Genomic DNA, 22,132 nt, shown 5'->3' with positions numbered 1-22,132 from the left:
CCCTCTCGATGAAAACCATGCGCACTCCTCTCGTAGCCACGCTGCTGGCCGTCGCAACCGGCTCGGCCTCGGCCGCCCAGCCCTGGATGGACAAGGCCAAGACCTCCACGCAGCGCACCGAGCTGCTGCTGAAGGAGATGACGCAGCAGGAAAAGCTGCTGCTGGTGTTCGGCTACTCGCCGCGTGCCCAACTGGGACAGATCGATGCCACTTCGATCCTGAGTGCTGACGCCGAGGCCGGCATGGCCGCCGCCATTCCCGGCTCGGCCGGCTATGTGCCCGGCATTCCCCGCCTGGGCGTCCCGGCGCAGTATGAAACCGACGCCTCCATCGGCGTGCGCAATGCCGAGGGTCTGCAGCGCACTTCCTTGCCCTCGTCGCTGGCCACGACCGCGAGCTGGGACCCGCGTGTCATGGAGGCGGGCGGCCGCATGATCGGCCAGGAGGCGCGCCTGTCGGGCTTCAACGTCATGCTGGCCGGCGGCATCAACCTGGCGCGCGAGCCGGCCAACGGCCGCAACTTCGAATACACGGGCGAGGACCCGCTGCTGGCCGCCGAGATGGGCGCCGGGCAGATCCGCGGCATCCAGTCCAACCACATCGTCTCGACCGTCAAGCACTTCCTGATCAATTCCCAGGAGACGGGTCGGCGCATCGTCAGCGCCCAGATCTCGAAGGCCGCGCTGCGCATGAGCGACGCGCTGGCCTTCGAGCTGACCATCGAGAAGTCCAGCCCGGGCTCGGTGATGTGCTCCTACAACCTCATCAACGACGTCTATGCCTGCCAGCATCCCTGGCTGCTGAACAGCATTCTCAAGGGCGACTGGGGCTACCAGGGCTATGTGATGTCCGACTGGGGCGGTGTGCATTCGACCGTGTTCGCCGCCACCTCGGGCCTGGACCAGCAGTCGGGCTTCCCCTTCGACAAGGTCGCCTATTTCGCCAAGCCGCTGAAGGATGCGCTGGAGGACGGCTCCGTGCCCCAGGCCCGCCTGGACGACATGGCCCGCCGCGTGCTGTGGGCCCTGTTCGACAAGGGCGTGATGGACCACCCGGTCCAGGTCGGCCCCATCGACTTTGCCGCCAACGCCAAGGTGTCGCAGTCGGCCGCTGAGCAGTCCCTGGTGCTGCTGAAGAACGAGGGCGGCGTGCTGCCGCTGGCAAGCCCGAAGCGCGTGGCCCTCATCGGCTCCTATGCCGACAAGGGGGTGCTGGCCGGTGGTGGCTCGGCCTCCGTCACGCCCGTCGGCGGCAATGCCGTGCCCGGCCTCGGCCCGGGCGGCTGGCTGACCCAGGTGTGGCAGCCCTCGTCGCCGATGAAGGCCTTGCAGCGCGAGTTGCCCGGCACGCAGTTCACCTTCGATGCGGGGACGGATGTGGACGCTGCCAGCAAGGCCGCGGCCGCCGCCGACGTGGCCATCGTCTTCGTCCACCAGTGGACGGCCGAATCGATGGACGCCTCGTTGAGCCTGCTGGGCAAGCAGAACGACGTCGTCAGTGCGGCCGCCAAGGCCAACCCGAACACCATCGTCGTCGTCGAGAGCGGTGGCGCCGTGCTGATGCCCTGGCACCAGGACGTGAAGGCCATCCTCGCTGCCTTCTATCCCGGCGCAGCCGGCGGCGAGGCCATTGCGCGCCTCCTCACCGGCGCGGTGAATCCGTCGGGTCGCCTGCCCATCACCTTCCCCGCCAGCGCCGACCAACTGGTGCGCCCGCAGATCCTCGGCAAGACCGACGGGCCGCCCTTCACGGTGCGCTACACCGAAGGCGCGGCGGTGGGCTACAAGTGGTTTGACCTGCGCGGCCACAAGCCGCTCTATGCCTTCGGCCATGGCCTGTCCTACACCCGCTTCGAGCTGGCCGAGCTGCAGGCGCAGCAGGGCAAGGGGCGGGTGACGGTCAAGTTCTCGACCCGCAATACCGGTGCCCGCGAAGGCGCCTCGGTGGGCCAGGTCTATGTCAGCGCGCCGCCCGAGGCCCACTGGGAAGCCCCGCGGCGCCTCGTCGGCTTCGACAAGCAGAACCTGAAGCCGGGCGAGAAGGGCACGAGCAGCATCCAGATCGACCCGCGCCTGCTGTCCACCTTCGACGAGGCCAGCAACCAGTGGGTCATCACACCCGGCAGCTATGAAGTGCAACTCGGCGCCGCCTCCGACGACATCCGCGCGACAACGCGGGTGACGCTGGCGGTTCGCCGCTTCACGTCAGCGCAGATGCGGCGCTAGGCAACCCCATTCATCGCTCCCCTGGAGCGACTCCGACTCTGGTGCCTCACCGTCCGGTGGGGCGCCCGGGACTCGCTTTGGCCGGCGAAACAAGAGGCCACCACTAAGGAGACAACCTTGAGCCATCTTTCATTCCGAGTCGTTCAATCCAGAACCCAGCAACTCGCTTCTGCCGTCGCCTTGCTGGCGCTCGCGGCCTGCGGCGGAGGCGGCACTGACGGCCCCGCAGCCAGCGTCGCCGCCGCCGAGTCCGACGGCGGCAGCATGAGCCGCGCGCTGGCCGCCACGCCGACGACCTTCAAGCACCCCGGACTCTTCATGACGCAGGCCCGCCTGGACAGCATGAAGGCGGCCTGGAATTCGCCCAATGCCAGCGTGATGAAGACGGGCTACGAGTCCATCCTCAACGACGCGCGCAGCAGCTACAGCTATTCCCATCAAGCCCTGTCCAACGTGGAGGTGGTCGGCAGCGCCATCGGGCCCCAGGAGAAGCGCTACAAGGACGATGCGCAGGCGGCCTATCTGAACGCGCTGCGTTGGGTGAAGACGGGCGACGCTCGCCACCGCGACAAGGCGGTCGCCATCCTCAACGACTGGGCGCGCACCTTCCGCACCTACTCGGTGGCCTCGGGCACCAACGCAGCCCAGGTGCAGTTGGAGGCGGCCTGGATGCTGCCGGTCTGGGTCAGCGCGGCCGAAGTCATCCGCCGCTACAACAACGGCCAGGCAGCCTGGTCGCAGGCCGACATCAACACCTTCAACGGCTTTGTCGACCGCCAGTACAACGAGGCCGAGAAGGCCAAGACCCGCGTCAACAACTGGGCGGTCTCCGCGGGCCTGGCCATGATGGCCGCCGGCGTCTACCAGGACAACGCCTCGCGCTACGCCGCCGGCGCCCAGCGCATCACCGAGATGATCCCGCTGTCGGTTTTCTCCAGCGGTGAAGTCAACGAGCTGAAGGACCGGGACTGCACCCACCCGCAGTACAACCTGATCGGCCTGTCCCAGGCCGCGGAGATGTCCGTCATCCAGACGGGCGACACCTCGATCTGGCTGTGGAAGGCCTCGGGCGAGACGACGCCGCGCCTGGCCAAGGGGCTGGAGTACATGGCCAAGTCCCTGCTGAACGGCAGCGGCGTGCGCAATTGCCAGGGCGCCTACATGGAAGCTGGCTATATGGACATCGCCGTCAACGGCTATATGAACCGCGGCGTGGCGATCCCGAACTTCCAGCAACTGGCCAAGCAGCGCCGTCCTGACGGTGGGTCGAACCAGTTCGTTGGCTGGACGACGGCCACACACGGGCGAGACGACTACTGAGCAATCCTTCGCCTCTTATCCGGAGCCCAACGATGACGGCCGGCGTGCCCACGGCCTCGCATCGGCCCAAGGCAATGCCTGGTCGTTATCGCTGCTGGCTCCGGTACTGCCGTTCGCGCTCATTGAGCAGCCTCACCGTGGACAGCGAGGTTTTGTAAGGCGGCAAGTCCCACTGCGCCTCTGGCACCCAGACACCCGGTGTCCAGCGGTCGCGCTTGGACAAGGCGTTGAAGGCTGGAATCACTTCGTTGGCATCCAGCAGACGCGATTCACCCCCGTTGGTCGAACGAGGCTGCAGCAACCCGGTCACGTACCAAGTCCCGCGCTGCTCGAAGAAAAACACATAGCTTCGCCCCACCGTGAATGTCCCGATCCCGCAGGCTCCTCCGCCACCTGTTTCCACCAGATGGCCCGAGTATTTGCCCTTCAATACCTGCTCAACTGAAACTGTGGCCAAGGACACTCCACCTTCCTGCTTCACTGCGGTGACCTTGGCATGAATGACGACCTCTGCCTGGTTCAACGCCGCCTCCACCGTGGGCGGGCGCCAATCCCGTGAAATGCTGCAGGCGGGAGTGCTCTGCGCAAGGCTGAGCAGCGAGAGCGTCGTGGCCAGCATCAGGCGCATGGCTTTCCTTGGGGCGATGAGCGTCGTTCATTGTCGGCCGCCGCGAAGCGGTCTTCACGCGAGCCTCACACGCAGCCCACCGATACTCGGCCGAGACTCGTTGGGTAATAAAGGCGCATGGGCAAGTTTGGGATGTGGGTGGCGGCGTTGTGTTGGGGCGCATGCAGTGCGCCGGCCTTGGCACAGCCAGCCGTGTGCGGCCCTTACCGCGTGGCCTTGTACGAATATGGTTCGCTGGCCTACCGACGTGCAGGGCCGGAGGCAGCGGGCATCGACGTCGACATCGTCGCGGAAGTCGCGCGCCGGACCGGCTGCAGGTTCGAGACCTTCGTGGACTCCAGGGTCCGCACCTGGACCGATCTGGCCCATGGCAGCCTGGACATGACGGTCTCGGCCATCGAGATGGACGAGCGCAAGGGGTTTGCACGTTTCGTGATCTACATGACCGGGCGCAACCGGCTGCTCGTCCGGTCCGATCTGCCTGACCGGGTGGCGACGCTGGACGCATTCGCCGAGCGCCCCGAGTTGCGCCTGGCGGTTGTCAAGGGCTTCAAGCATGGCCCGCAGTGGGATCCCTGGATCGCCATGCTGCACCAGCAGGGGCGGGTCGACGAATACGCCGATGCCCGACAGGCGGCCCGCCTCGTTGCACTGGGGCGTGACGCGGCCTTCTTGTCCGAGCCCGTGGTTTGGAAGCGCATCCTGACGGACAGCAAGCTGCAAGGCCGCATCACCGTCATCGACGCCTTCCCGGGCGACAACTACGCCGCAGGCTTCGCGCTGTCGCGGGCCAGGGTGCGTGAGGACGATGCCCGCCGCATCCAGGAGGCGATTTCCGCCATGCGGTCCGACGGCACGCTGCTGAAGATATTCAGCGCCTATCTGTCCCGCGGCGAGGCGCTGAGCTCCCTGCCTTGAGCCTCGAGATGCAAGCCTCCAAGGACCTCTACACCTTCATCCGCACCTCGCCCTGGGGCCGGACCCTGGCCACGGGCGATCTCGAGCTGGTGCTGTCCGCGGCCATCGAAAGGACGTATTTCCCTGGCGAATCGGTGGTCAGCACCGGCGGCGAGGCGAGCTACTGGGTCGGCATCATGGACGGCCTGGTGGTGCAAAAGGTCGTCAGCGAGAAAGGCGAGGAGACGGCGCTGACGGCGGCTTGTTCCGGCACCTGGTTCGGTGAGGGCACGCTGATGAAGCAGGGGCATTGGCGCTACGACGCCGTGGTGCAGCGCGAGGCGCGCGTGGCCCTCATCCCGCTGCACATCTTCCAGTGGCTGCTGGACAGCAGCCTGGCCTTCAACCAGTTCGTCGCGCGGCTGCTGAACGCCCGGCTCGGCCACTTCATGGAGCTGCTGGCCATCGGCCGCCTGCCGAGCATCGACGCCCGGGTTGCGCACACGCTGGCCAGCCTCTTCGATCCCTATCTCTATCCCGGCCGCGCCAACCTGCTGCCCTTCAGCCAGAGCGAGATCGGCCTGCTGGCCGGGGTGTCGCGGCAACGGGCGAATGCGGCGCTGAAACAATTGGATGCCGACGGGCTGATCGAGGCCCGCCGCCAGGGCATTCTCGTCATCGACGTGGAAGGCTTGCGAAGGCGCTAACCGTGGCCTTCAGGCGCGCTGCGCCGCGGCTTCGGCCAGGGCGCGCTGCAGGGTATCGACGTCATAGGGCTTGCGGATCACCGGCACGCTCAGCGCATCCACATTGTCTGCATAGCCGGTCGCCACAATGGCCGCGAGGTCGGGGCGATGCGTCCTGGCCCAGCCGACCAGCTCCACGCCATTCATGGAGCCCGGCATGACGACGTCGGAGAACAGCACGTCGAAGGGCTTGTCGGTGAGCAGCGCCTCGACGGCCTGGTCGGCGCTGTGGCAGACCTGGACGTCGTGACCTGCGCCGCGCAGCGCCGATGCCACGACGGATGCGACCAGCGCATCGTCTTCCACCATCAGCACCTTGAGCTCCGGATGCGACAAGGCCGGCGGCGCCAGCGGCGAGCGGTCGGCTGGCGCGTGCGTCGCCTGGGCGGCCACCGGCAGCAACAGGGTCACGCGTGTGCCCTGGCCCGGCTCGCTGCTCAGCTTGATGTTGCCGCCCGACTGCAGCGCAAAGGCGTGCACCTGGGCCAGGCCCAGCCCCGTCCCGGAGCCGACGGGCTTGGTCGTGAAGAAGGGCTCCAGCGCCCGCGCCATCGTCTCGCGGCTCATGCCGGTGCCGTCGTCCGCGACCTCCAGGCACAGGTAGTCGCCGGCGCGCAAGTCGGCCACCTCATCGGGCTGCGCCAGGCGTGCCGACACGTGGATGCGTCCGCCGGCAGGCATGGCGTCACGAGCGTTGAACACCAGGTTGAGCAAGGCCATGTCGAACTGCGCCGCGTCGACGAAGACGGGCGGCAGGCCGGGGGCGATGGCCGCCGTCAGCGCGACGCCGGCGCCGACGGCCTTGCTGGTCAGGTCATGCCCTTTCAGCACCGCGTCCGCAACATGGACCAGCGTGGGTTCGAGCGCCTGGGCGCGCCCCAGCATCATCATCTGCTTGACCAGGTCGGCCGCCTTGGATGTGGCGCGCGCGGCGGCGCTGAGCATCTTCTGCTCCCGCTCGCCGGTCACACGCAGGTTCAGCACCTGGTGCGCCGTGGTGATGGTCTGCAGCAGGTTGTTGAAGTCATGGGCCACGCCGGCGGTCAGGCGGCCGACGAGCTCCAGCTTCTGGCCCTGCAGCAGCTTGGCCTGGGCCTCGGCCTCGGCGCGCACCGCCTCGTCGACCCGGCGCTCCAGCAGGGCGGTGGACTCATGGGCCTTCACTCCAGCGGCATGCAGGGCCGCGGCGACGTCGTCGAACTCCTTCACACCCGATTGCAGGCGTTCCGGCACTTCATTGTTGCCGAGGTTGACGGCGGCAGCGCTCAGGCGTTCCACGGCGGCGCTGATGGCGCGCGCGCCATACAGGGCACTCGCGAGCAGCATCAGCAGCAGCACGCCGGACGCGCCCATGGCCTTGGCCGACGCCGCCCACGCCGCGGCGGCCATCTGCGCCCGCGGGATGGCCACCACCACCGACCAGCCATAGGCGTTCGGGCGTGTCAGATAGGTGAGCGACGGCATGCCGTCCAGCGTGGTCGATTCGGCGAAGCCGAAGCCGCCTTCGAGCATGCGCTTCTTGAAGGTGGTGGACGCCGACTCGCCGACCCAGCGTTCCGGGTCGCGCGAACGCGCCATGATGACCTGCTCGTCGTCGACGACGGATGTCAAGGTTGATGCCGGCGTGTTCTCGGCCTTCAGCAGCTTCTGGATGCTGGAAGGCTCGAAGGCGACGCCGACGTTGTAGCGCTGAGGCTCCATGCCCGGCACCGGTACCGTCACGGTGACCACCGGCTTCATGGACACGGGGCCTTTGGGCACGAACACGATGGCAGGCCCGGTCTGCGCAAGCGGGCGGGGCCGGGTGCGCGGGATGGGCGTCGGATCGAAGGGCGCCAGGGTGTTGGCCCGCAGCGAAGCCGGCTCCACCAGCAGGGCCCAGCTGTCGGAAGCGCGCGTGGCGACGGCCGCCTCTTCGTGAAAGCGCGCAAGGTCGCCGTCGCGCACCGCCCGCGACGAGGCCAAGGCACGCGCCAGCACGACCCGTTTGTCCAGTTCACGCTCGACCAGGGTGTTGATCCCGTCGGCGAAATCCTTGACCTGCTGCAGGTCAGCAGCCGCCTTCTGGTTGTGCAGATTCCATGTCAGCAGCCCGAAGCCTGCCGCTGCGGCGAGCCAGACCCCGAACACGACGACCAGCAGACGGGTCCGGATTCGCATTTCGCCTTGTGCACCCTGAACTTGTTGGCCAAATTCTAGGGTGGGGCAGCGCCGCCGTCCTTGAGGCGGGCAAGGCCGGCCCGTGGACCGCGCGGCTCAGTTCGCTGCGAAGCAATACAGCAGGCCCGCGCCGCCCGTGCTGACCAGCTTGGGCTGGCTGCAGCCGCGGCTGGCATGGGCCGAGTTCCAGGACGCGTTGCCGCCCCCGGTGCGGTCGAAGTGGCCGAGCTGCACGGAGCCGTCCTCGGCCCCCGAGCTGTAGTTGCGGCAGGTCTTGTCGGCACCGTCCGGGTAGGCGCGGCCGTCCTGGGTCGAGCCGGTCAGGATGTCGTGCTCGTTGGGCGTGTCGCCGGCAGCCTTGGGGCGTTCGCCCTTTTCGGTCAGGGCGGTGTTGCGCGTCAGGTTGCTGCCGAGCTGGGCCTGCTCCAGCGTGTCGCCATGCAGATGCGCCACGTCGCGGGCCACGACCTGGCCGCGCACATTGGTCCACGGGCCCTTGCCGATGCGGTCGCGCGCATTGACGGCGCCGGCGCCCTGGGTGCTCAGGTACGCGCGCCAGGTCTTGAAGGGCGTGCCGGCCGCGTCGGCCAGTTTCTGGCAGTGGGCATCGGCGCCTTCCAGGCCGCCGTAGTTGGCGCCATTGCCGCCGCCCGTGCTGGTGACGAAGAAGCTGAAGGGAGGAGGGGGCGGGGCGCTGGCGGCTGCGGCGGGCGCGGTCTGGGCCCGGGCGCCGAGAGCCGCCAGCAGGCATGCGGAAAAGAGGGCGGCTTTCATCAGTTGCTGTTCCTGTAGTCGTCATGGCAGGCCTTGCAGGTCTTCTGCAGGGCGGCGAGCTGGGCCTTGACGGCGGCCACATCGCCGCCCTGGGCGACGCGGGCCAGCTCGTTGGCTTCCTTGCCGAAGGCGGCCTGGGCGGCGGCGGCGCCGGCGGCGTCGCTGAACAAGGTGGCCTTGACCGAGGTGTCGTGCCAGCCCTTGCCGCTGTCGGTTCCGGCGGCGAAGAGGGTGGGCAGGCCGCCATTGGCGACGGCGGCAATCGTGTTGGCCGCGCGGATGACGTCGTCCTTGTTGTACGTGCCGTCCACGTTGGCCTTGACGCGGCCGGTGTTCCAGCCAATGACCTGGTAGGCCGACTGACGCCACTTGATCAGCTGTTCGGGCTTGGGGGCCTGCTGGGCCTGGGCGGATGCGGCCAGCAGCAGGGTGGTCAGGGCGATGAGGGTGGTTTTCATGAGATGGGTGGGGGCGGGGGAGGGATTACTTGGCGCGGCCGGTGTAGCCCTGGGCCAGCGTGTCGATGCGGTAGGCCGCGCCGCGGCCGACGACGAAGAGCTGCTTCTTCTCCGTGCCGGCAAAGGCGAGGTTTTGCGGCTGCTTCGGGAGCGCGATGACGCCCAGGGGCTGGCCTGCGGCGTCGAAGACTTCGATGCCGGCGTTGGTCGCGACATAGAGGCGCCCCTGCGCGTCGACGGCGAGACCGTCGGCACCGCTGCTGAAGCTGCCGTTCTGGGCCTGGCGGTAGCCGGCCAGCTTGGCGAAGGGGCGCTTGGTGCCCAGGCTGCCGTCGGCCTGCAGCGCATAGGCCAGCACATGCTCGCCGGCGGTGTCGGCTACGTACAGGGTCTTTTCGTCGGGGCTCAACTGGATGCCGTTGGGCCGCGTGATGTCGGCGGCGAGGCGTTCCAGCAGGCCGGGCTTCACGCGGTAGACGGCAGGCGGCGCGGTTTCTCCAGCAGCCGGTGCGGCCTGGTTGGCATTGCGGCCCGAGTCGGTGAAGTAGATGCTGCCGTCGCGGGCGACGACGAGGTCGTTGGGCCGGCCGAAGGGCTTGCCGGCCCAGCCGCTGGCCAAGGTCTTGGCGGCTGCGCCCAGGGTGCCGACGCGGGTATCATTGACCTGCACGGCGACGATCTCGCCGGCCGCGTTCAGGCCCAGGCCGTTGGCGCCGTTGGTGTCGCGCAGATGGGTGCTGAGATGACCGTCGGCGGCGATGCGGGTGATGCGGGCGTCCTGGGTCTCGGTGAAGACGAAGCTGCCGTCGGGCAGGGCCAGCGGGCCTTCGGTGCCCTTGAAGCCGTCGCCGAGCACGACGATGGGTGTGCCGTCGGCCACGACGCCGGGAATGGCACCGGTGCGGGCCGGCGCAGGGGCGAGAGACTGCACGGCGGCGAGGGCCGCATCGACATTGGCCTCGGGCGCCAGGCCACCGACGGTGGCGACGACGCGGCCATCGCGGCCGACGACGAAGCTGGTGCGCTCGGCGCGGGCGTGGGTGATGTCCTGGCCCTTGGTGGTCTTGCGGCCGGCCGGTGTCGCGGCGGTGGCGATGTCGAAGGCGCGCGCGACCCGACCGTCGGCGTCGGAGGCGACCGCGAGCTTGCCGGCGCAGGTTTCGGGGTCAGCCGAGAACTCGCGCAGCCTTTCGATGCCGTCGCCCGACACACCGATGACGGTCGCTCCGGCCGCCGTGAAGCGGGCCAGGTTCTCGGCGAAGGCATGGGCCTGCAGATTGCAGCCGCCGGTGTAGGCGGCCGGGTAGAAGTAGACGACGACCGGCCCCTTGGCCAGGGCGTCCTTCAATTGCACGTCGACGGTCTTGCCCGCGAAGGCTGCCGTGGCGCGGAAGTCGGGCGCGATGTCGCCAGGCTTGAGGGCGGCATGGGCGCCGGCTGCGAGAGCCAGCATAGACAGAGCGATGAGGGTCTTCTTCATGGCAGGGGCTTGTAGGGGTCGTGGCAGTCGTTGCAGGCGAGGGCGATGGCGCGCGCGGCGCCCTTGGCACTCGTCACGTCACCGGCGGCCAGGGCCGTCGTGATGGCCGAGGCCTGGCGCTCGCCTTCGCGCGAGAAGCCGACGGCGTCGGCGGCCGGGTAGTCCTTCTCGAAGAAGGCTGTCATGTCGGCATAGAGCTTCTGCAGGGCCTGGGCGTCTGCCGCGGCCTCGTCGTGGCGGCCGGCTGCGAGGGCCTTCTGCACGTTGACCGACTTGTGGTCGATGGCGCGCATCCAGATGCCGAGATCCAGCTTGGATGCGGCGTGGCAGAGCGGCGCTGCCAACAGGGCGATCGAGATGAGGAGGCGTGCGTGCTTTTTCATTTCTTGGTCTTGTAGACCTCGTGGCAGGTCTTGCAGCTGCGGGTCAGGTCGCTCAGCCGGTCCTGGGCGGTGTCGTAGTCGCCGGCCTCGACGGCAGTGGCGATGGCTTCGGCGTGGGCTTGGGACTTGCGTGCGAAATCGACGCCGCGGGCGGCATCGGACTGGGCCGTGTAGTGGGCACCGACCTGCTGGAAAAAGCGCGCCAGCTCACGCGCCTCGTCCAGGGCCTTGCGGTTCTGCAGGCTAATGTTGGAGTCCAGGTCGCGCAGCGTGTCCTCGGCCGTGCGCATCTCATCGGCCGTGAGATCGCTCTGAGCGGCGAAGACGGTGGTGGCGATGAGCACGGGGAGGACGGTGAGATATCGCGAGAGGTTCATTCGATTGCTTTTGCGGAGAGCCTTTCGACCCGATGCAGTGAGCCGGGAATCCGCCCCGGCAGGGCGGGTAACTTTTCTCTGACGCGCCAGAGAAAAGTCACCAAAAGAGGAGCGCTGAATGCAATCCGCACTCGAGCGGTGGCATGCGCTCGCGATGCTTGGAGCTGGGCCATGCCTACACGCGACCCGCTGCGCTCTCGCTGCTGTCCCTATGACGACTACCACTGTTCGCCGCTTCACCACCGTTAACGCCGGCTGCACGCCGGGCTCACCAGGAATGCAGCGTCGCTGGGGCGACGGCGAGGGTGGTGGCACTCGTCGCGTCGCCCGAGCGACGCTGTTTTGCATTTCTCGTGAGCCCGGCGTGCAGCCGCGCGTTCAGCGGCCCGCTGTTGCGATGCGTGGTGCTCTTCATAGGGACAGCAGCGAGAGCGAAGCGGGTCGCTTCTTCCCACAACGCCGTTGGCCGTTTTCGCGCGCCGCTGATGGCGTTGTGGTGCTGGTGTGCGGTTCAGGGCCTCTTCTTTGGTGACTTTCTTCTGGCCCCGTAGAAGAAAGTTACCCGGCCGCCGGGACGGACTCCCGGCAATGCAGCGATGAGACGCGCCGCCCCGCAACAACGACGCTCACGTCAGGCCAGGATCTCCTTGATCACATCCCCGAACACCGTCGTCGCCTTCTCAGCACGACCCTGATGCGCAAACACCAGCTTCTTGTGATTCAGCCCCAGCTGATGCAACAACGTCGCCTGCAGGTCATAGGTGTCCACCACCCCGGTCGCTGCGCGCAGTCCGATCTCATCCGTGCCGCCGTACGTCCCCGGCTTGATACCCCCGCCCGCGACCCACTGCGTGTAGCCCCAGGGGTTGTGATCCCGTCCGTTGCCCGACTGCCCATACGGCGTGCGACCGAACTCCGAGGCCCAGACCACCAGCGTCGTCTCCAGCAGGCCGCGCGCCTTCAGGTCCGCCAGCAGCGCACCCACCGGCTGGTCCACCTGCTTGCACATGACGGCGTGGTTCTTCTCCAGGTTGTTGTGCGCGTCCCACGAATCCACGCTGTTGTCCGGCGCGCCGGAGATGACGTGGATGAAGCGCACGCCCCGTTCCACCAGTCGGCGGGCGCGCAGCAGGGCCGTGCCGTACTCGTCGGTCTCCTTGGTGCCGATGCCATAGGCGGCGCGGGTCGCGGCCGTCTCCTTGCTCAGGTCCACGGCCTCGGGGGCCGACGACTGCATGCGATAGGCCAGGTCATAGCTCTTGGCGCGGGCGATCAGCTCGGTGTCGCCGGGGTAGCGCTCGGCGTGCTCGCCGTTCAGCGCGCGCAGCAGATCGAGCTGGGCGCGCTGCTCCTTCTCGGTGATGCCGTCGGGGCGGGCCAGGTGCAGGATGGGCGAGTCGCCCTTGCGGAAGGGCGTGCCCTGCAGGGCCGCGGGCAGGAAGCCGCTGCTCCAGATGACCGCGCCGCGGCCACCACCGGCCGCACCCACGCCGGTGGGCAGCACGACGAAGGCCGGCAGGTCGGGGTTGGCCGAACCCAGGCCGTACTGCACCCAGGAGCCCAGGGCCGGGCGGCCCGGCACCAGGCCGGCGGTGTGCAGCTTCAGAGACGCGATGACGTGGGTGCTGCCCTCGGTCTTGCTGCCCTTCAGGAAGGCGATGTCATCGGCCTGCTTGGCGATGTTGGGCAACAGGTCGGAGACCCAGGCGCCACTCTCGCCATGCTGCTTCCAGGTGCGCTTGCTGGCGTAGAGGTTGCCGACACCGCCGTCGGTGGCCGTCTTCAGGTCCTTGCCGAAGCTGTCGGGCAGGGGCGTGCCGGCCAGCTTGATCAGCTCGGGCTTGTAGTCGAACAGGTCCAGGGTGCTGGGCGCGCCGGCCATGTGCAGCCAAATGACGGACTTGGCCTTGGCCGGGTGGTGCGGCTGACGCGGCGTCGTCGGGTCGAAGAGTTCGCTGGCGAAGGCGGAGGAGAGGCCGCCGAAGCTGCCGAAACCGAAGGCGCCTGCGGTGGCGGCGCCGGCAGCGGTGCCGAGGAAGTGGCGGCGGGAATGGTCGTGGGAGTGGCTCATGGCGTCAGTCCTCAAAAACGGTAAGTGAATTCGTTGGTGTTGACCAGGGTGTGGACCAGGTCGACAAAGGCGGCGGCGCGGGCCTTGCTGGCCGCGCCCTTGACGGGGCTGGCCGTCGTCGCGGCAGCCACGGCGGTCGTGCCGCCGCCGTCATCCGCCGACTCGTCGCCGCCGTCGGCCTTCTTGCGCTTGGCGGCCTGCTGGTCCAGATAGCTCAGGAAGGCGGTGCGCTCATACCGGTCGGGCTGGCGCTGGTAGGCGGCCTTGTAGAAGCCGTCGATCTGCTTGGCGATCTTGGGGTCCACGCCCCAGCCGTCGGGCAGATGCGGCTTCTTGACCTCGCCGGCCTGGGCCGTCTGCAGGGCTTCCTGGGCGTTCAGGAAGGCGACGAGCTTGTCCTTCTCCTTGGCCGACGGCTTGCGCGAGAACAGGATCTCGTAGACGCGGTCGATCTGGGCGGCCTCGTTACCGCCGGCCTCCTGGATGACGCGGCCGGCCAGGGCCTGGCTCCAGCCCAGCACCAGGTCGCTGTTGACCAGGGCCAGGGCTTGCGGTGCCGTCGTCGTCACGTCACGCTTGAAGTGGGGCGACTGCGGATTGGCCCAGTCGAAGGTCTCCAGCAGCGGATAGGGGGAGTTACGGAGCACGAAGACATAGAGGCTGCGGCGGTTGTGGTCGCGCGGGTCCTCGGACGTCTGCCAGCGGTTGCGCTGGCCGCCGATGTCGAAGTTGGCAGGGATGGGCGGATAGACCGACGGGCCGCCGCGCTTCTCCTCCAGCAGGCCGGAGGCGGCCAGCAGGGAGTCGCGCAGCTGCTCGGCCTCCAGGCGCTGGCGCGGGAAGGCCCACAGCAGCTTGTTGTCGGGGTCCTGCTTCACGTCACGCGCCTGGCTGGCCTGGCGGTAGGTGCTGGACAGCAGGATCTCGCGGTGCAGCGTCTTCACGCTCCAGCCCTGCTTGACGAAGTCGGCCGCCAGCTTGTCGAGCAGCTCGGGGTGGGTGGGCTTGGTGCCCGTCTTGCCGAAGTCGGCGCTGGTCTCGACGATGCCGCGGCCGAAGAACTGGGCCCACTGGCGATTCACGAAGACGCGGGCGGTCAGGCCGTTGTCGGGGCTGACCAGCCAATTGGCCAGGGCCGTGCGGCGGCCCGAGGACGTGGCCGTCGGCTCGATCTTCAGCGTCGTGTTGTCGGTCAGCAGCGCCGGCAGGCCGGGCTGCACTTCCTGCAGCGGCCGGTCGTAGATGCCCTTGAACAGCACCTTGGTGGGCGGCGCGTCGCTGCCCAGCTCGGCGATGGTGGAGACATTGCCCGGGTCCCTGGGCTTCAGGTTGTCGAACTTCTTCAGCTGCGCCGTCAGCACCTCGTACTTGGCGTAGGCCTCCTTGTCCTTGGTCTTGAGCTGGTTCTCGGCGTTGCGGGTGCGGCCGGACAGGGTCCACAGGTTGCGGTGGTAGATCCAGCGGTCGTAGGCGTTTCGCTCGGACGCCGGCTTGGTGATGGAGTCGCGCGTGGCCGGCACGAAGCCCGACAGGCGGTCGGTCTCCAGCTTGTCGATGATGGGCTTGAGCAGGGCGTCGCGCTGTTCGCGGATGTCCTTGGTTGCGTCCTGCCACTTGGCCAGCTGGGCGTCGTAGTCGGCCTTGGCCTTGCCCGTCAGCGGCGAGACGTCGTCCTTCCAGCTGGTGTTGGCGAAGAAGGCCTGGAACTCGTAGTACTCCTTCTGCGTGATCTTCTCGGTCTTGTGGTCGTGGCACTGGGCGCAGCCCAACGTCGTGCCGAGGAAGACAGCCGAGACCGTGTCGGTCAGGTCGTTGGCGACCTCCTGCTTCTTCAGGTTCAGGTCGCGGGCATTGATCTCATCGGGCAGGTTGCGCAGGAAGCCGGTGGCAATCAGGGCCTCGGTGCGCTCGGGCCAGAGTTCGTCGCCGGCGATCTGCTCCTTGACGAAGCGGTCGAAGGGCTTGTCGGCGTTGAAGGCGTTGACGACGTAGTCGCGGTAGCGCCAGATATTGGGCCGGGTGCCGTCGGTGTTGTAGCCGTCACTGTCGGCATAGCGGCTCAGGTCCAGCCAGCGGCGCGCCTGGCGCTCGCCGTAGCGCGGCGAGGCCAGCAGGCGCTCGACGAGCTTCTCGTGGGCCTTGGGCGACTTGTCGTTGACGAAGGCATTGACCTCCTCGGGCGTCGGCAGGATGCCCCAGCTGTCCAGCGTCGCGCGGCGGATGTAGGCGTGGCGGTCGGCCTCGGGCGAAGGCGTGATGCCCTGCGCCTCGAGCTTGGCCAGCACGAAGGCGTCCAGTGGCTGGCGCACCCAGGCCTTGGCCTTGGGGGTGGGCGTGGCGACCTGGGTGTTCAGCGGTGTGTACGACCAGGGGCGCTCGCTGCCTTTGACGAAGCCACCGGGCGGCGCGTAGTCCTCGGCGGGGCTGAGGGTGGTGACGCCGGCCAGCAGGGCGGCGAGGGCAAGAGGGGCGATCCGGAACTTGGGCACGTAGGTCTCCCGGGAGGAATGACAAAGACGGAACTGAAAGGGTCAGCGCAATAAGCGCGCCAGCAAAAACGGCGCGAATCGAGCCGAAAGCGGGTCAGGTTTGCGGTGGCACCAACAGCGCTGTTGAAGCGCTGTTGGCGGATCAACAGCGCTTACAGCCGGGCCATGAACTGGACGCCCACGCTGCGCGGGATGGCCGGCGTGTAGCTGGTGCTGCTGATGTTGCGCACCGTGTCGTCGTTGAACAGGTTCTTGACGATCAGGCTGACGTTGAAGCTCTTGTTGCGCGTGCCGAAGCCGATGCCGGCGTCCACCGTCGTGCTCTTGGGCACGACCGAGTAGGCGGACAGGTTCACGTCCGAGTAGTAGGACGAGGAGAAGGCCACATTGGCCGTGTAGTTGATTTCCTTGTCGCCCCAGACGGCCTGGCGGTAGTCGACGCCGACATTGCCGGTGTACTTGGCCGCGCCCGCCAGCGGCTGGCCGCTGACGTCGGTGTAGGGCGAAGAGCCCGGGTAACCGTCCTCGACGCGTTGGGCGGCGTTGGGGAAGGACTTGTACTTGGCGTCGTTGTAGGCCGCCGAGAAGCGCACCGTCAGGTCGCGGATGCCGCCGTAGACGCCGTCGACCTCCAGGCCCTTGACCTCGACCTTGGGCGCGTTGCCGGTGGCGCTGGTGTAGTAGCGCGTGCCGTCATTGGTCTGCGTCGTCGTGTAGTTGTCGACGATGCGCACGCTCTGCTGGTAGTCCTTGATGCGGGTCAGGAAGACATCGGCGTTCAGGATCAGCGTCTTGTTCAGCAGGGCCGACTTGAAGCCCAGCTCGAAGCTGTCGGTTTTCTCAGGCTTGACAGGCGTGGAGACGCCATTAACGAACTGGGCGATGCCGGCCTTCTCGCCATGCTGCAGGGAGGCATAGCCGGTCAGGTCGCGGCTGAACTTGTAGCTCGGGCTCAGCACCCAGGCCGGCTGAGTCGCCTTGTAGGGCTCGGCCGTCGTCGTCGGGAACAGCACGCCGACGTTGGCGCGGCGGATGGCCTGGGCATCGGCGAGCTGGCGCTTCTGGGCGGCGCTGAGCGCATTCCAGCTGGCCACGCCAAAGTATTTGGCGGCGGCCTTGTCGGCGGCGGCCAGGGCGCTTGCCGAGCGGGCGGCGTCGGTGGTGTCCGTGGTCAGCGCGACGGTGGGCGCGTTGGCCGTGCCGGCGGCCACCTGCACGGCGCCGGCCGTGCCTGCGGGAACGACCAGGCCGTCCTTGACCCACTTGGCGGCACCGGTATTGAGATAGCTGTCAAAGCCGCCCAGCAGCACGCCGTTGACGATGGACGGATCGAGCTCCGGCGCACTGCCGTCACTGGTGATGCGGCTGGTGCCCGCGTTGCGGCGGTCCTCGTGGGTGAAGCGGGCGCCAGTGGTCAGCGTCAGCGCATCGCTGAAGTGCCAGTTGGCCTGGGCAAAGATTGCGGTGCTCTTGTTGCGGATGTCCTGAACGCCGGTCGGACTGTTGTAGGAGGCCTTCACATTGGCCAGGCTGTTGCGCAGCAGGTCGCGGCCGGCGCCGTCGGCGTCCAGGCGGCCGTATTGCGCGTTGGTGGCGAACCAGGCGCCGGCGTCGTTGCCCCACCAGCGGCGGTAGTCGACCTGGTTGTTGACCTTGATGAAGTACAGGCCCGTCTGATAGTCAACGAAGCCCCCGGGCGCCGAAGTCAGACGCACCTCCTGCGTGGCTTGCCAGTAGTCGTTCCAGAAGCCCCCCGCATTGCGGTAGACGTCGAAGGGTGTCGGATCGTCATTGACGGCGTTGAAGTGGTAGCGCTTGTAGGCGGTGATGGAGGTCAGCGTGTGGCCGGCGACCTGCCAGTTCAGGTCGGCGGTGGCGCCCGAGCTGCCGGTGACAAGGCCCCGCACCGAGTCGGTCGTCAGCGTGTTCTGGTAGTCGCTCAACGAGTAGCCGGTGTTGTCCTTGAACCAGCGGCGACCCAGGCGCTGCTCATTCGTCAGCGAGGTGATGGGTGCACCGTTGGAATAGGTCGTCGGCGGGCTGATGACGGGGAAGCTGCGGCCGTTGGTGGTTTCGCCGGCGCGCGGCTGCAGGTCGAAGGCGAAGCGAGCCTTGAAGTCGGTGGACGGGGTAACGAGGAACTGCACGCGGCCCGAGATGCGGTCGGTGTTGGTGTAGCTGATGTCGCGGTTGTAGGGGTCCTTGATGTCTCCGGCGCCGCGGTTGGCGGAGAAGGTGCCGCGCCAGGCGACAAGGCCGTCGACGATGGGGCCGCCGATGGCAGCCGTGGCGAACAGGCCGTCGCGCTGGCGAAAGCCCAGCGTGAAGTCGGCCGTCGGCGTGAAGCTGGGGCGCTTGGTCGTGAAGATGATGTTGCCGACGCTGGCGTTCTTGCCCAGCAGCGTGCCCTGCGGGCCGCGCGTGACCTCGATGGTGTCGATGTCGACGAAGTCGAAGCTCGAGGTCAGCGCGTTGTAGGCGTAGGAGACGCCGTCCACGATGATGCCCACGCTCGGGTCCTGGGCCTCAGTCTGGCCGATCTTGCCGATGCCGCGGATGGAGATGGAGCTGGTGCGCTGGTTGCCGAGGTTCCAGCTGACGTTGGCGGCGCGCTTGGTGATGTCGTCGATGCCCACGGCACCCAGTCGGTCCAGTTCGGCGCCCTGGATGACGGAGATGGACAGGGGCACGTCCTGCAGCTTCTCGATGCGGTTGCGGCTGCGCACGGTGACGGCGCCGAGGGCCTGGGCCTCGGCTGCGGGTTCAGCGGGGGCTGCGGCTTCCTGCGAGAAGGCGCTGCTGGCGAGGGTGGCGCTCAGTGTGGTGATCAGGGCGGTCAGCGGACGGAGGCGGTGTTTTGTGGTCATGGAATGGAGTGATCGAACAGGTTGCGATTCACTTCATTGCAGGGAGCGTGCCCAATGCGCAGGGCGTCTAAGCAACTGCGCTTCGTGTTGGCAAGGGCTGTTTGGGGCCGTTTTGACGGCCTTGCCGCCCGGCTCGCGGATGCCGTCGCCGCGGACGCTGTTGCGAACTCAACAGCGCTACAGCAGGCGCTGCGCGTCACAGCGCAGTTCTGAGGCTTGCGGCGTGTTTTTCACGGCCCCTGGGCTGGCACGGAAGCTGCGCTGTGGGTGAGCTCAGCCACTCCTTCTCGCCCCCCATCATGAAAACACTGCACACCCTGGCCTTGGTCGCGCTGCTCGGCCTGAGCGCCGTGGCCCAGGCGCAAACCGCCGCGGCCTCGGCACCGGCCGCGGCCGCCGAATGGAAGAACAAGACGCCGCGCCTGAAGGCCCCCGAGGTCGATGCGCTGCTGGCCCAGCCCGACAAGCTGCTGGTGCTGGACCTGCGCCGCCCCGACGAGCTGATCAAGTACGGCAGCTTCCCGGTCTTCTTCAACATCCAGTACAAGGACCTGGAAAAGCACCTCGCCTATCTGCCCAGGGACCGCGCCATCCTGACCGTGTCCAACCACGCCGTGCGCGCCGGCGTCGCGGGCGACCTGCTGGCCGCCAAGGGCTACAAGGTCGTCGGCGCCACCGGCAGCGAGGACTACGAGCACGAAGGCGGCAAGGCCGTCGCCCACATCCAGCCGCCGCCGCCACGCGCGCAAGCGGCGGCCGGGAGCACCGATGTCGCAGCCGCTCGCCAGCCCTGAGCCCAGCCGGGAGCATCAGGCCGACGACGTTGCCGTCTGGGACCTGCCGCTGCGCGTCTTCCACTGGGCCCTGGTGGGCCTGGTGTCAGGCGCCATAGCGACCGGTCTGGCCGGCGGCGCCTGGATGAGCTGGCATGCCCGCGCCGGCCAGGCCATCGCGGCCCTGCTGGTGTTCCGTCTGGGCTGGGGGCTGTGGGGTACGCGCTACGCCCGCTTCGCGCAGTTCCTGCCCACGCCGGCGCGCGTGTGGGCCTATCTGCGCGGGCGCTGGCAGGGCCTGGGCCACAACCCGCTGGGGGCCCTGTCGGTCTTTGCCGTGCTGGCCCTGCTCTTTACCCAGGTGGTGACGGGCCTGTTTGGCAACGACGAGATCGGCTTTGCCGGGCCCTGGTCGGGATGGATCGAGGAAGACCTGAGCCTGAAGCTGACCGGTTGGCACAAGCTGGCAGCCAAGCTGCTCTATGCCTGGCTGGGCCTGCATGTGGTGGCCATTGCCGTCTATGTCTTCATCCGGCGTCGGCCGTTGCTGCGGGCGATGTGGACCGGCAGGCAGGCCGGAGTCGCTGCTGCTTCAGCCGGTCCGACGCCCTGGCCTCTGGCCGCGGCGGCCGCATTGGTCGCGGGCCTGGCCTGGGGCCTGCTGTACTGGTCGGGCCACTGAGCGATTGAGGGGATGGCCTCGCACGGGCCGTGGCATTAGGGTCGGCGTCATTTGTTGACGGAGACCCTGGCATGAGATCCCTGATGAAGCTGCGCCTGACCACGGGCGCCCTCCTGTGCATGGCGACCCTGGTCCAGGCGGCCTCGCAGGCCCCGGTGGCGGCCGAGAACGGCATGGTGGTCACGGCCCAGCATCTGGCCACGCGCGTCGGCGTGGATGTGCTGAAGGACGGCGGCAATGCGGTGGATGCGGCCGTGGCCGTGGGCTATGCGCTGGCGGTGGTCTACCCCGCGGCGGGCAACCTCGGCGGCGGCGGCTTCATGACCATCCAGCTGGCCGATGGCCGCAAGACCTTCCTCGACTTCCGCGAGAAGGCACCGCTGGCGGCGACCGCCAACATGTACCTCGACAAGGAGGGCAATGTCATCAAGGGCCTGAGCACCAAGGGCCATCTCGCCGTGGGCGTGCCGGGCAGCGTGTCAGGCCTGGAGTACGCGCTGGCCAAGTACGGCACGATGAAGCGCGCCGCCGTCATCACGCCGGCCATCCATTACGCGGAGAAAGGCTTCGTGCTGGACCAGGGCGACATCGACATGCTGCACACGGCCACCGAAGACTTCCGCAAGGACCCGGCCACAGCGGCCATCTTCCTGAACAAGGGCGAGCCCTGGCAGGTCGGCCAGAAGCTGGTGCAGAAGGACCTGGCCGCCACGCTGAAGGCCATCCGCGACAAAGGCGAGGCGGGCTTCTACAAGGGGCCGGTGGCCGCGGCCCTCATCGAGTCGAGCAAGGCCGGCAAGGGCATCCTGGGCCCCGCCGACCTCGACCAGTACAAGACGCGCGAACTGCCGCCGGTGGAATGCGACTACCGTGGCTACCACGTGGTCTCGGCGCCGCCGCCGAGCTCCGGCGGCGTCATCATCTGCGAGATCCTCAACATCCTGGAGGGTTATCCGCTCAAGGAGCTGGGCTTCCGCTCGGCCCAGGCGGTGCACTACCAGATCGAGGCCATGCGTCACGCCTATGTGGACCGCAACAGCTATCTGGGCGACCCCGACTTCATCAAGAACCCGTTGGAGCGCCTGCTCAGCAAGGACTATGCGGCCCAGCTGCGCGCCGTGATCGATCCCAACAAGGCCGGCGTCTCCAAGGACATCAAGCCCGGCGTGTCGCCGCACGAGGGCAGCAACACCACGCACTACTCCATCGTCGACAAATGGGGCAATGCCGTGTCGGTGACCTACACGCTGAACGACTGGTTTGGCGCGCGCGTGACGGCCGCCAAGACCGGCGTGCTGCTGAACGACGAGATGGATGACTTCACCGCCAAGGTCGGCGTGCCCAATCTCTACGGCCTGGTGCAGGGTGAAGCCAACCGCATCGAGCCGGGCAAGCGGCCGCTGTCGTCCATGAGCCCGACCGTCGTCACCAAGGACGGCAAGACGGTCATGGTGGTCGGCACGCCGGGCGGCAGCCGCATCATCACGGCGGTGCTTCACACCATGATCAACGTCATCGACTACGGCATGGATGTGCAAGAGGCGACCGACGCGCCGCGCTTCCACCAGCAATGGCTGCCCGAGGCCACCAACCTGGAGGTGAATGCGTTGTCGCCCGACACGCGCAAGATCCTCGAGGGCTGGGGCCAGAAGTTCGCCGACCCGCAGCCGGCCAATCACCTGGCCAGCATCCTGGTCGGCGCACCGCGCCTGGGTGGCAAGCCGGTGGGCAAGAACCGCTACTACGGCGCCAACGACCCGCGGCGCAATTCCGGCCTGGCCCTGGGCTATTGAGCTTCGTCA

At 67.9% G+C, this 22,132-nt stretch carries 18 protein-coding genes; 7 read left to right on the top strand and 11 right to left on the bottom strand.

All coding sequences use genetic code 11. From position 1 onward, the window contains the following. Positions 1–17 precede the first annotated feature (17 nt). Both ACS5PN_RS30215 and ACS5PN_RS30210 read left to right on the top strand, forming a co-directional pair. A complete protein-coding gene (locus ACS5PN_RS30215; protein ID WP_439467732.1) occupies positions 18–2,225 on the top strand; it encodes a beta-glucosidase in 2,208 nt (735 codons plus the stop codon). A gap of 117 nt (positions 2,226–2,342) precedes the next feature. Beyond that, a complete protein-coding gene (locus ACS5PN_RS30210; protein ID WP_439467731.1) occupies positions 2,343–3,545 on the top strand; it encodes an alginate lyase family protein in 1,203 nt (400 codons plus the stop codon). 85 nt (positions 3,546–3,630) lie between these two features. On the opposite strand, the gene ACS5PN_RS30205 is transcribed toward ACS5PN_RS30210, so the two are convergent. After that, on the bottom strand, positions 3,631–4,173 hold the full coding sequence (locus ACS5PN_RS30205) for a hypothetical protein (protein WP_439467730.1): 543 nt from the start codon (positions 4,171–4,173) through the stop codon (positions 3,631–3,633). 210 nt (positions 4,174–4,383) lie between these two features. Between ACS5PN_RS30205 and ACS5PN_RS30200 the strand changes: the two genes are divergently transcribed. Both ACS5PN_RS30200 and ACS5PN_RS30195 read left to right on the top strand, forming a co-directional pair. Continuing rightward, positions 4,384–5,091: a substrate-binding periplasmic protein gene (locus tag ACS5PN_RS30200; protein WP_439467729.1), complete on the top strand. Its 708-nt coding sequence runs from the start codon at positions 4,384–4,386 to the stop codon at positions 5,089–5,091. An 8-nt stretch (positions 5,092–5,099) separates the two neighbouring features. Next, positions 5,100–5,777 carry a Crp/Fnr family transcriptional regulator gene (locus ACS5PN_RS30195; protein ID WP_439467728.1) on the top strand — a complete coding sequence of 226 codons (678 nt, stop codon included), beginning with the start codon at positions 5,100–5,102 and terminating at the stop codon, positions 5,775–5,777. Positions 5,778–5,786: 9 nt separating this feature from the next. Here ACS5PN_RS30195 and ACS5PN_RS30190 read toward each other — a convergent pair whose 3' ends face one another. From ACS5PN_RS30190 to ACS5PN_RS30145, 10 genes are all read right to left on the bottom strand, one after another. Continuing rightward, positions 5,787–7,976 carry an ATP-binding protein gene (locus ACS5PN_RS30190; RefSeq protein WP_439467727.1) on the bottom strand — a complete coding sequence of 730 codons (2,190 nt, stop codon included), beginning with the start codon at positions 7,974–7,976 and terminating at the stop codon, positions 5,787–5,789. 96 nt (positions 7,977–8,072) lie between these two features. Further along, on the bottom strand, positions 8,073–8,750 hold the full coding sequence (locus ACS5PN_RS30185; protein ID WP_439467726.1) for a lectin: 678 nt from the start codon (positions 8,748–8,750) through the stop codon (positions 8,073–8,075). Further along, complete coding sequence (locus ACS5PN_RS30180) at positions 8,750–9,208, bottom strand: c-type cytochrome (RefSeq protein WP_439467725.1); 459 nt, start codon at positions 9,206–9,208, stop codon at positions 8,750–8,752. Before ACS5PN_RS30180 ends, ACS5PN_RS30185 begins: the two co-directional genes overlap by 1 nt. Positions 9,209–9,233: 25 nt before the next feature. After that, the gene (locus ACS5PN_RS30175; RefSeq protein WP_439467724.1) at positions 9,234–10,688 is read right to left on the bottom strand and encodes an SMP-30/gluconolactonase/LRE family protein; all 1,455 of its coding nucleotides are present in this window, start codon (positions 10,686–10,688) and stop codon (positions 9,234–9,236) included. Further along, positions 10,685–11,071, bottom strand: a complete 387-nt coding sequence (locus tag ACS5PN_RS30170) for a hypothetical protein (protein ID WP_439467723.1) — start codon at positions 11,069–11,071, stop codon at positions 10,685–10,687. The genes ACS5PN_RS30175 and ACS5PN_RS30170 overlap by 4 nt, the downstream gene beginning before the upstream one ends. Then, positions 11,068–11,448 (bottom strand): hypothetical protein, encoded by a 381-nt coding sequence (locus tag ACS5PN_RS30165; protein ID WP_439467722.1) that lies wholly within the window; start codon positions 11,446–11,448, stop codon positions 11,068–11,070. Before ACS5PN_RS30165 ends, ACS5PN_RS30170 begins: the two co-directional genes overlap by 4 nt. A gap of 268 nt (positions 11,449–11,716) precedes the next feature. Then, entirely contained in the window at positions 11,717–11,863 is a 147-nt protein-coding gene (locus ACS5PN_RS30160; protein WP_439467721.1) for a hypothetical protein, read from the bottom strand. A gap of 216 nt (positions 11,864–12,079) precedes the next feature. Then, entirely contained in the window at positions 12,080–13,519 is a 1,440-nt protein-coding gene (locus tag ACS5PN_RS30155) for a DUF1501 domain-containing protein (RefSeq protein WP_439467720.1), read from the bottom strand. Between the two features lie 11 nt (positions 13,520–13,530). Continuing rightward, on the bottom strand, positions 13,531–16,008 hold the full coding sequence (locus tag ACS5PN_RS30150) for a DUF1549 and DUF1553 domain-containing protein (RefSeq protein ID WP_439467719.1): 2,478 nt from the start codon (positions 16,006–16,008) through the stop codon (positions 13,531–13,533). Positions 16,009–16,160: 152 nt separating this feature from the next. Then, positions 16,161–18,875 carry a TonB-dependent receptor gene (locus ACS5PN_RS30145; RefSeq protein WP_439467718.1) on the bottom strand — a complete coding sequence of 905 codons (2,715 nt, stop codon included), beginning with the start codon at positions 18,873–18,875 and terminating at the stop codon, positions 16,161–16,163. Between the two features lie 299 nt (positions 18,876–19,174). Here ACS5PN_RS30145 and ACS5PN_RS30140 point away from each other — a divergent pair, with 299 nt between their 5' ends. From ACS5PN_RS30140 to ggt, 3 genes are all read left to right on the top strand, one after another. Beyond that, on the top strand, positions 19,175–19,669 hold the full coding sequence (locus ACS5PN_RS30140; protein ID WP_439467717.1) for a rhodanese-like domain-containing protein: 495 nt from the start codon (positions 19,175–19,177) through the stop codon (positions 19,667–19,669). Then, positions 19,644–20,330: a cytochrome b/b6 domain-containing protein gene (locus tag ACS5PN_RS30135; protein WP_439467716.1), complete on the top strand. Its 687-nt coding sequence runs from the start codon at positions 19,644–19,646 to the stop codon at positions 20,328–20,330. The genes ACS5PN_RS30140 and ACS5PN_RS30135 overlap by 26 nt, the downstream gene beginning before the upstream one ends. Positions 20,331–20,413: 83 nt before the next feature. Next, a complete protein-coding gene (gene ggt / locus ACS5PN_RS30130) occupies positions 20,414–22,123 on the top strand; it encodes a gamma-glutamyltransferase (RefSeq protein WP_439467860.1) in 1,710 nt (569 codons plus the stop codon). Positions 22,124–22,132: the final 9 nt, after the last annotated feature.

Origin of the sequence: Roseateles sp. NT4, from assembly GCF_051857475.1 — a bacterium.
Lineage (GTDB): Bacteria > Pseudomonadota > Gammaproteobacteria > Burkholderiales > Burkholderiaceae_C > Pelomonas.
The sequence above is the reverse complement of the archived record's forward strand: the minus strand, read 5'-3'. Positions and strand labels throughout refer to the sequence as shown.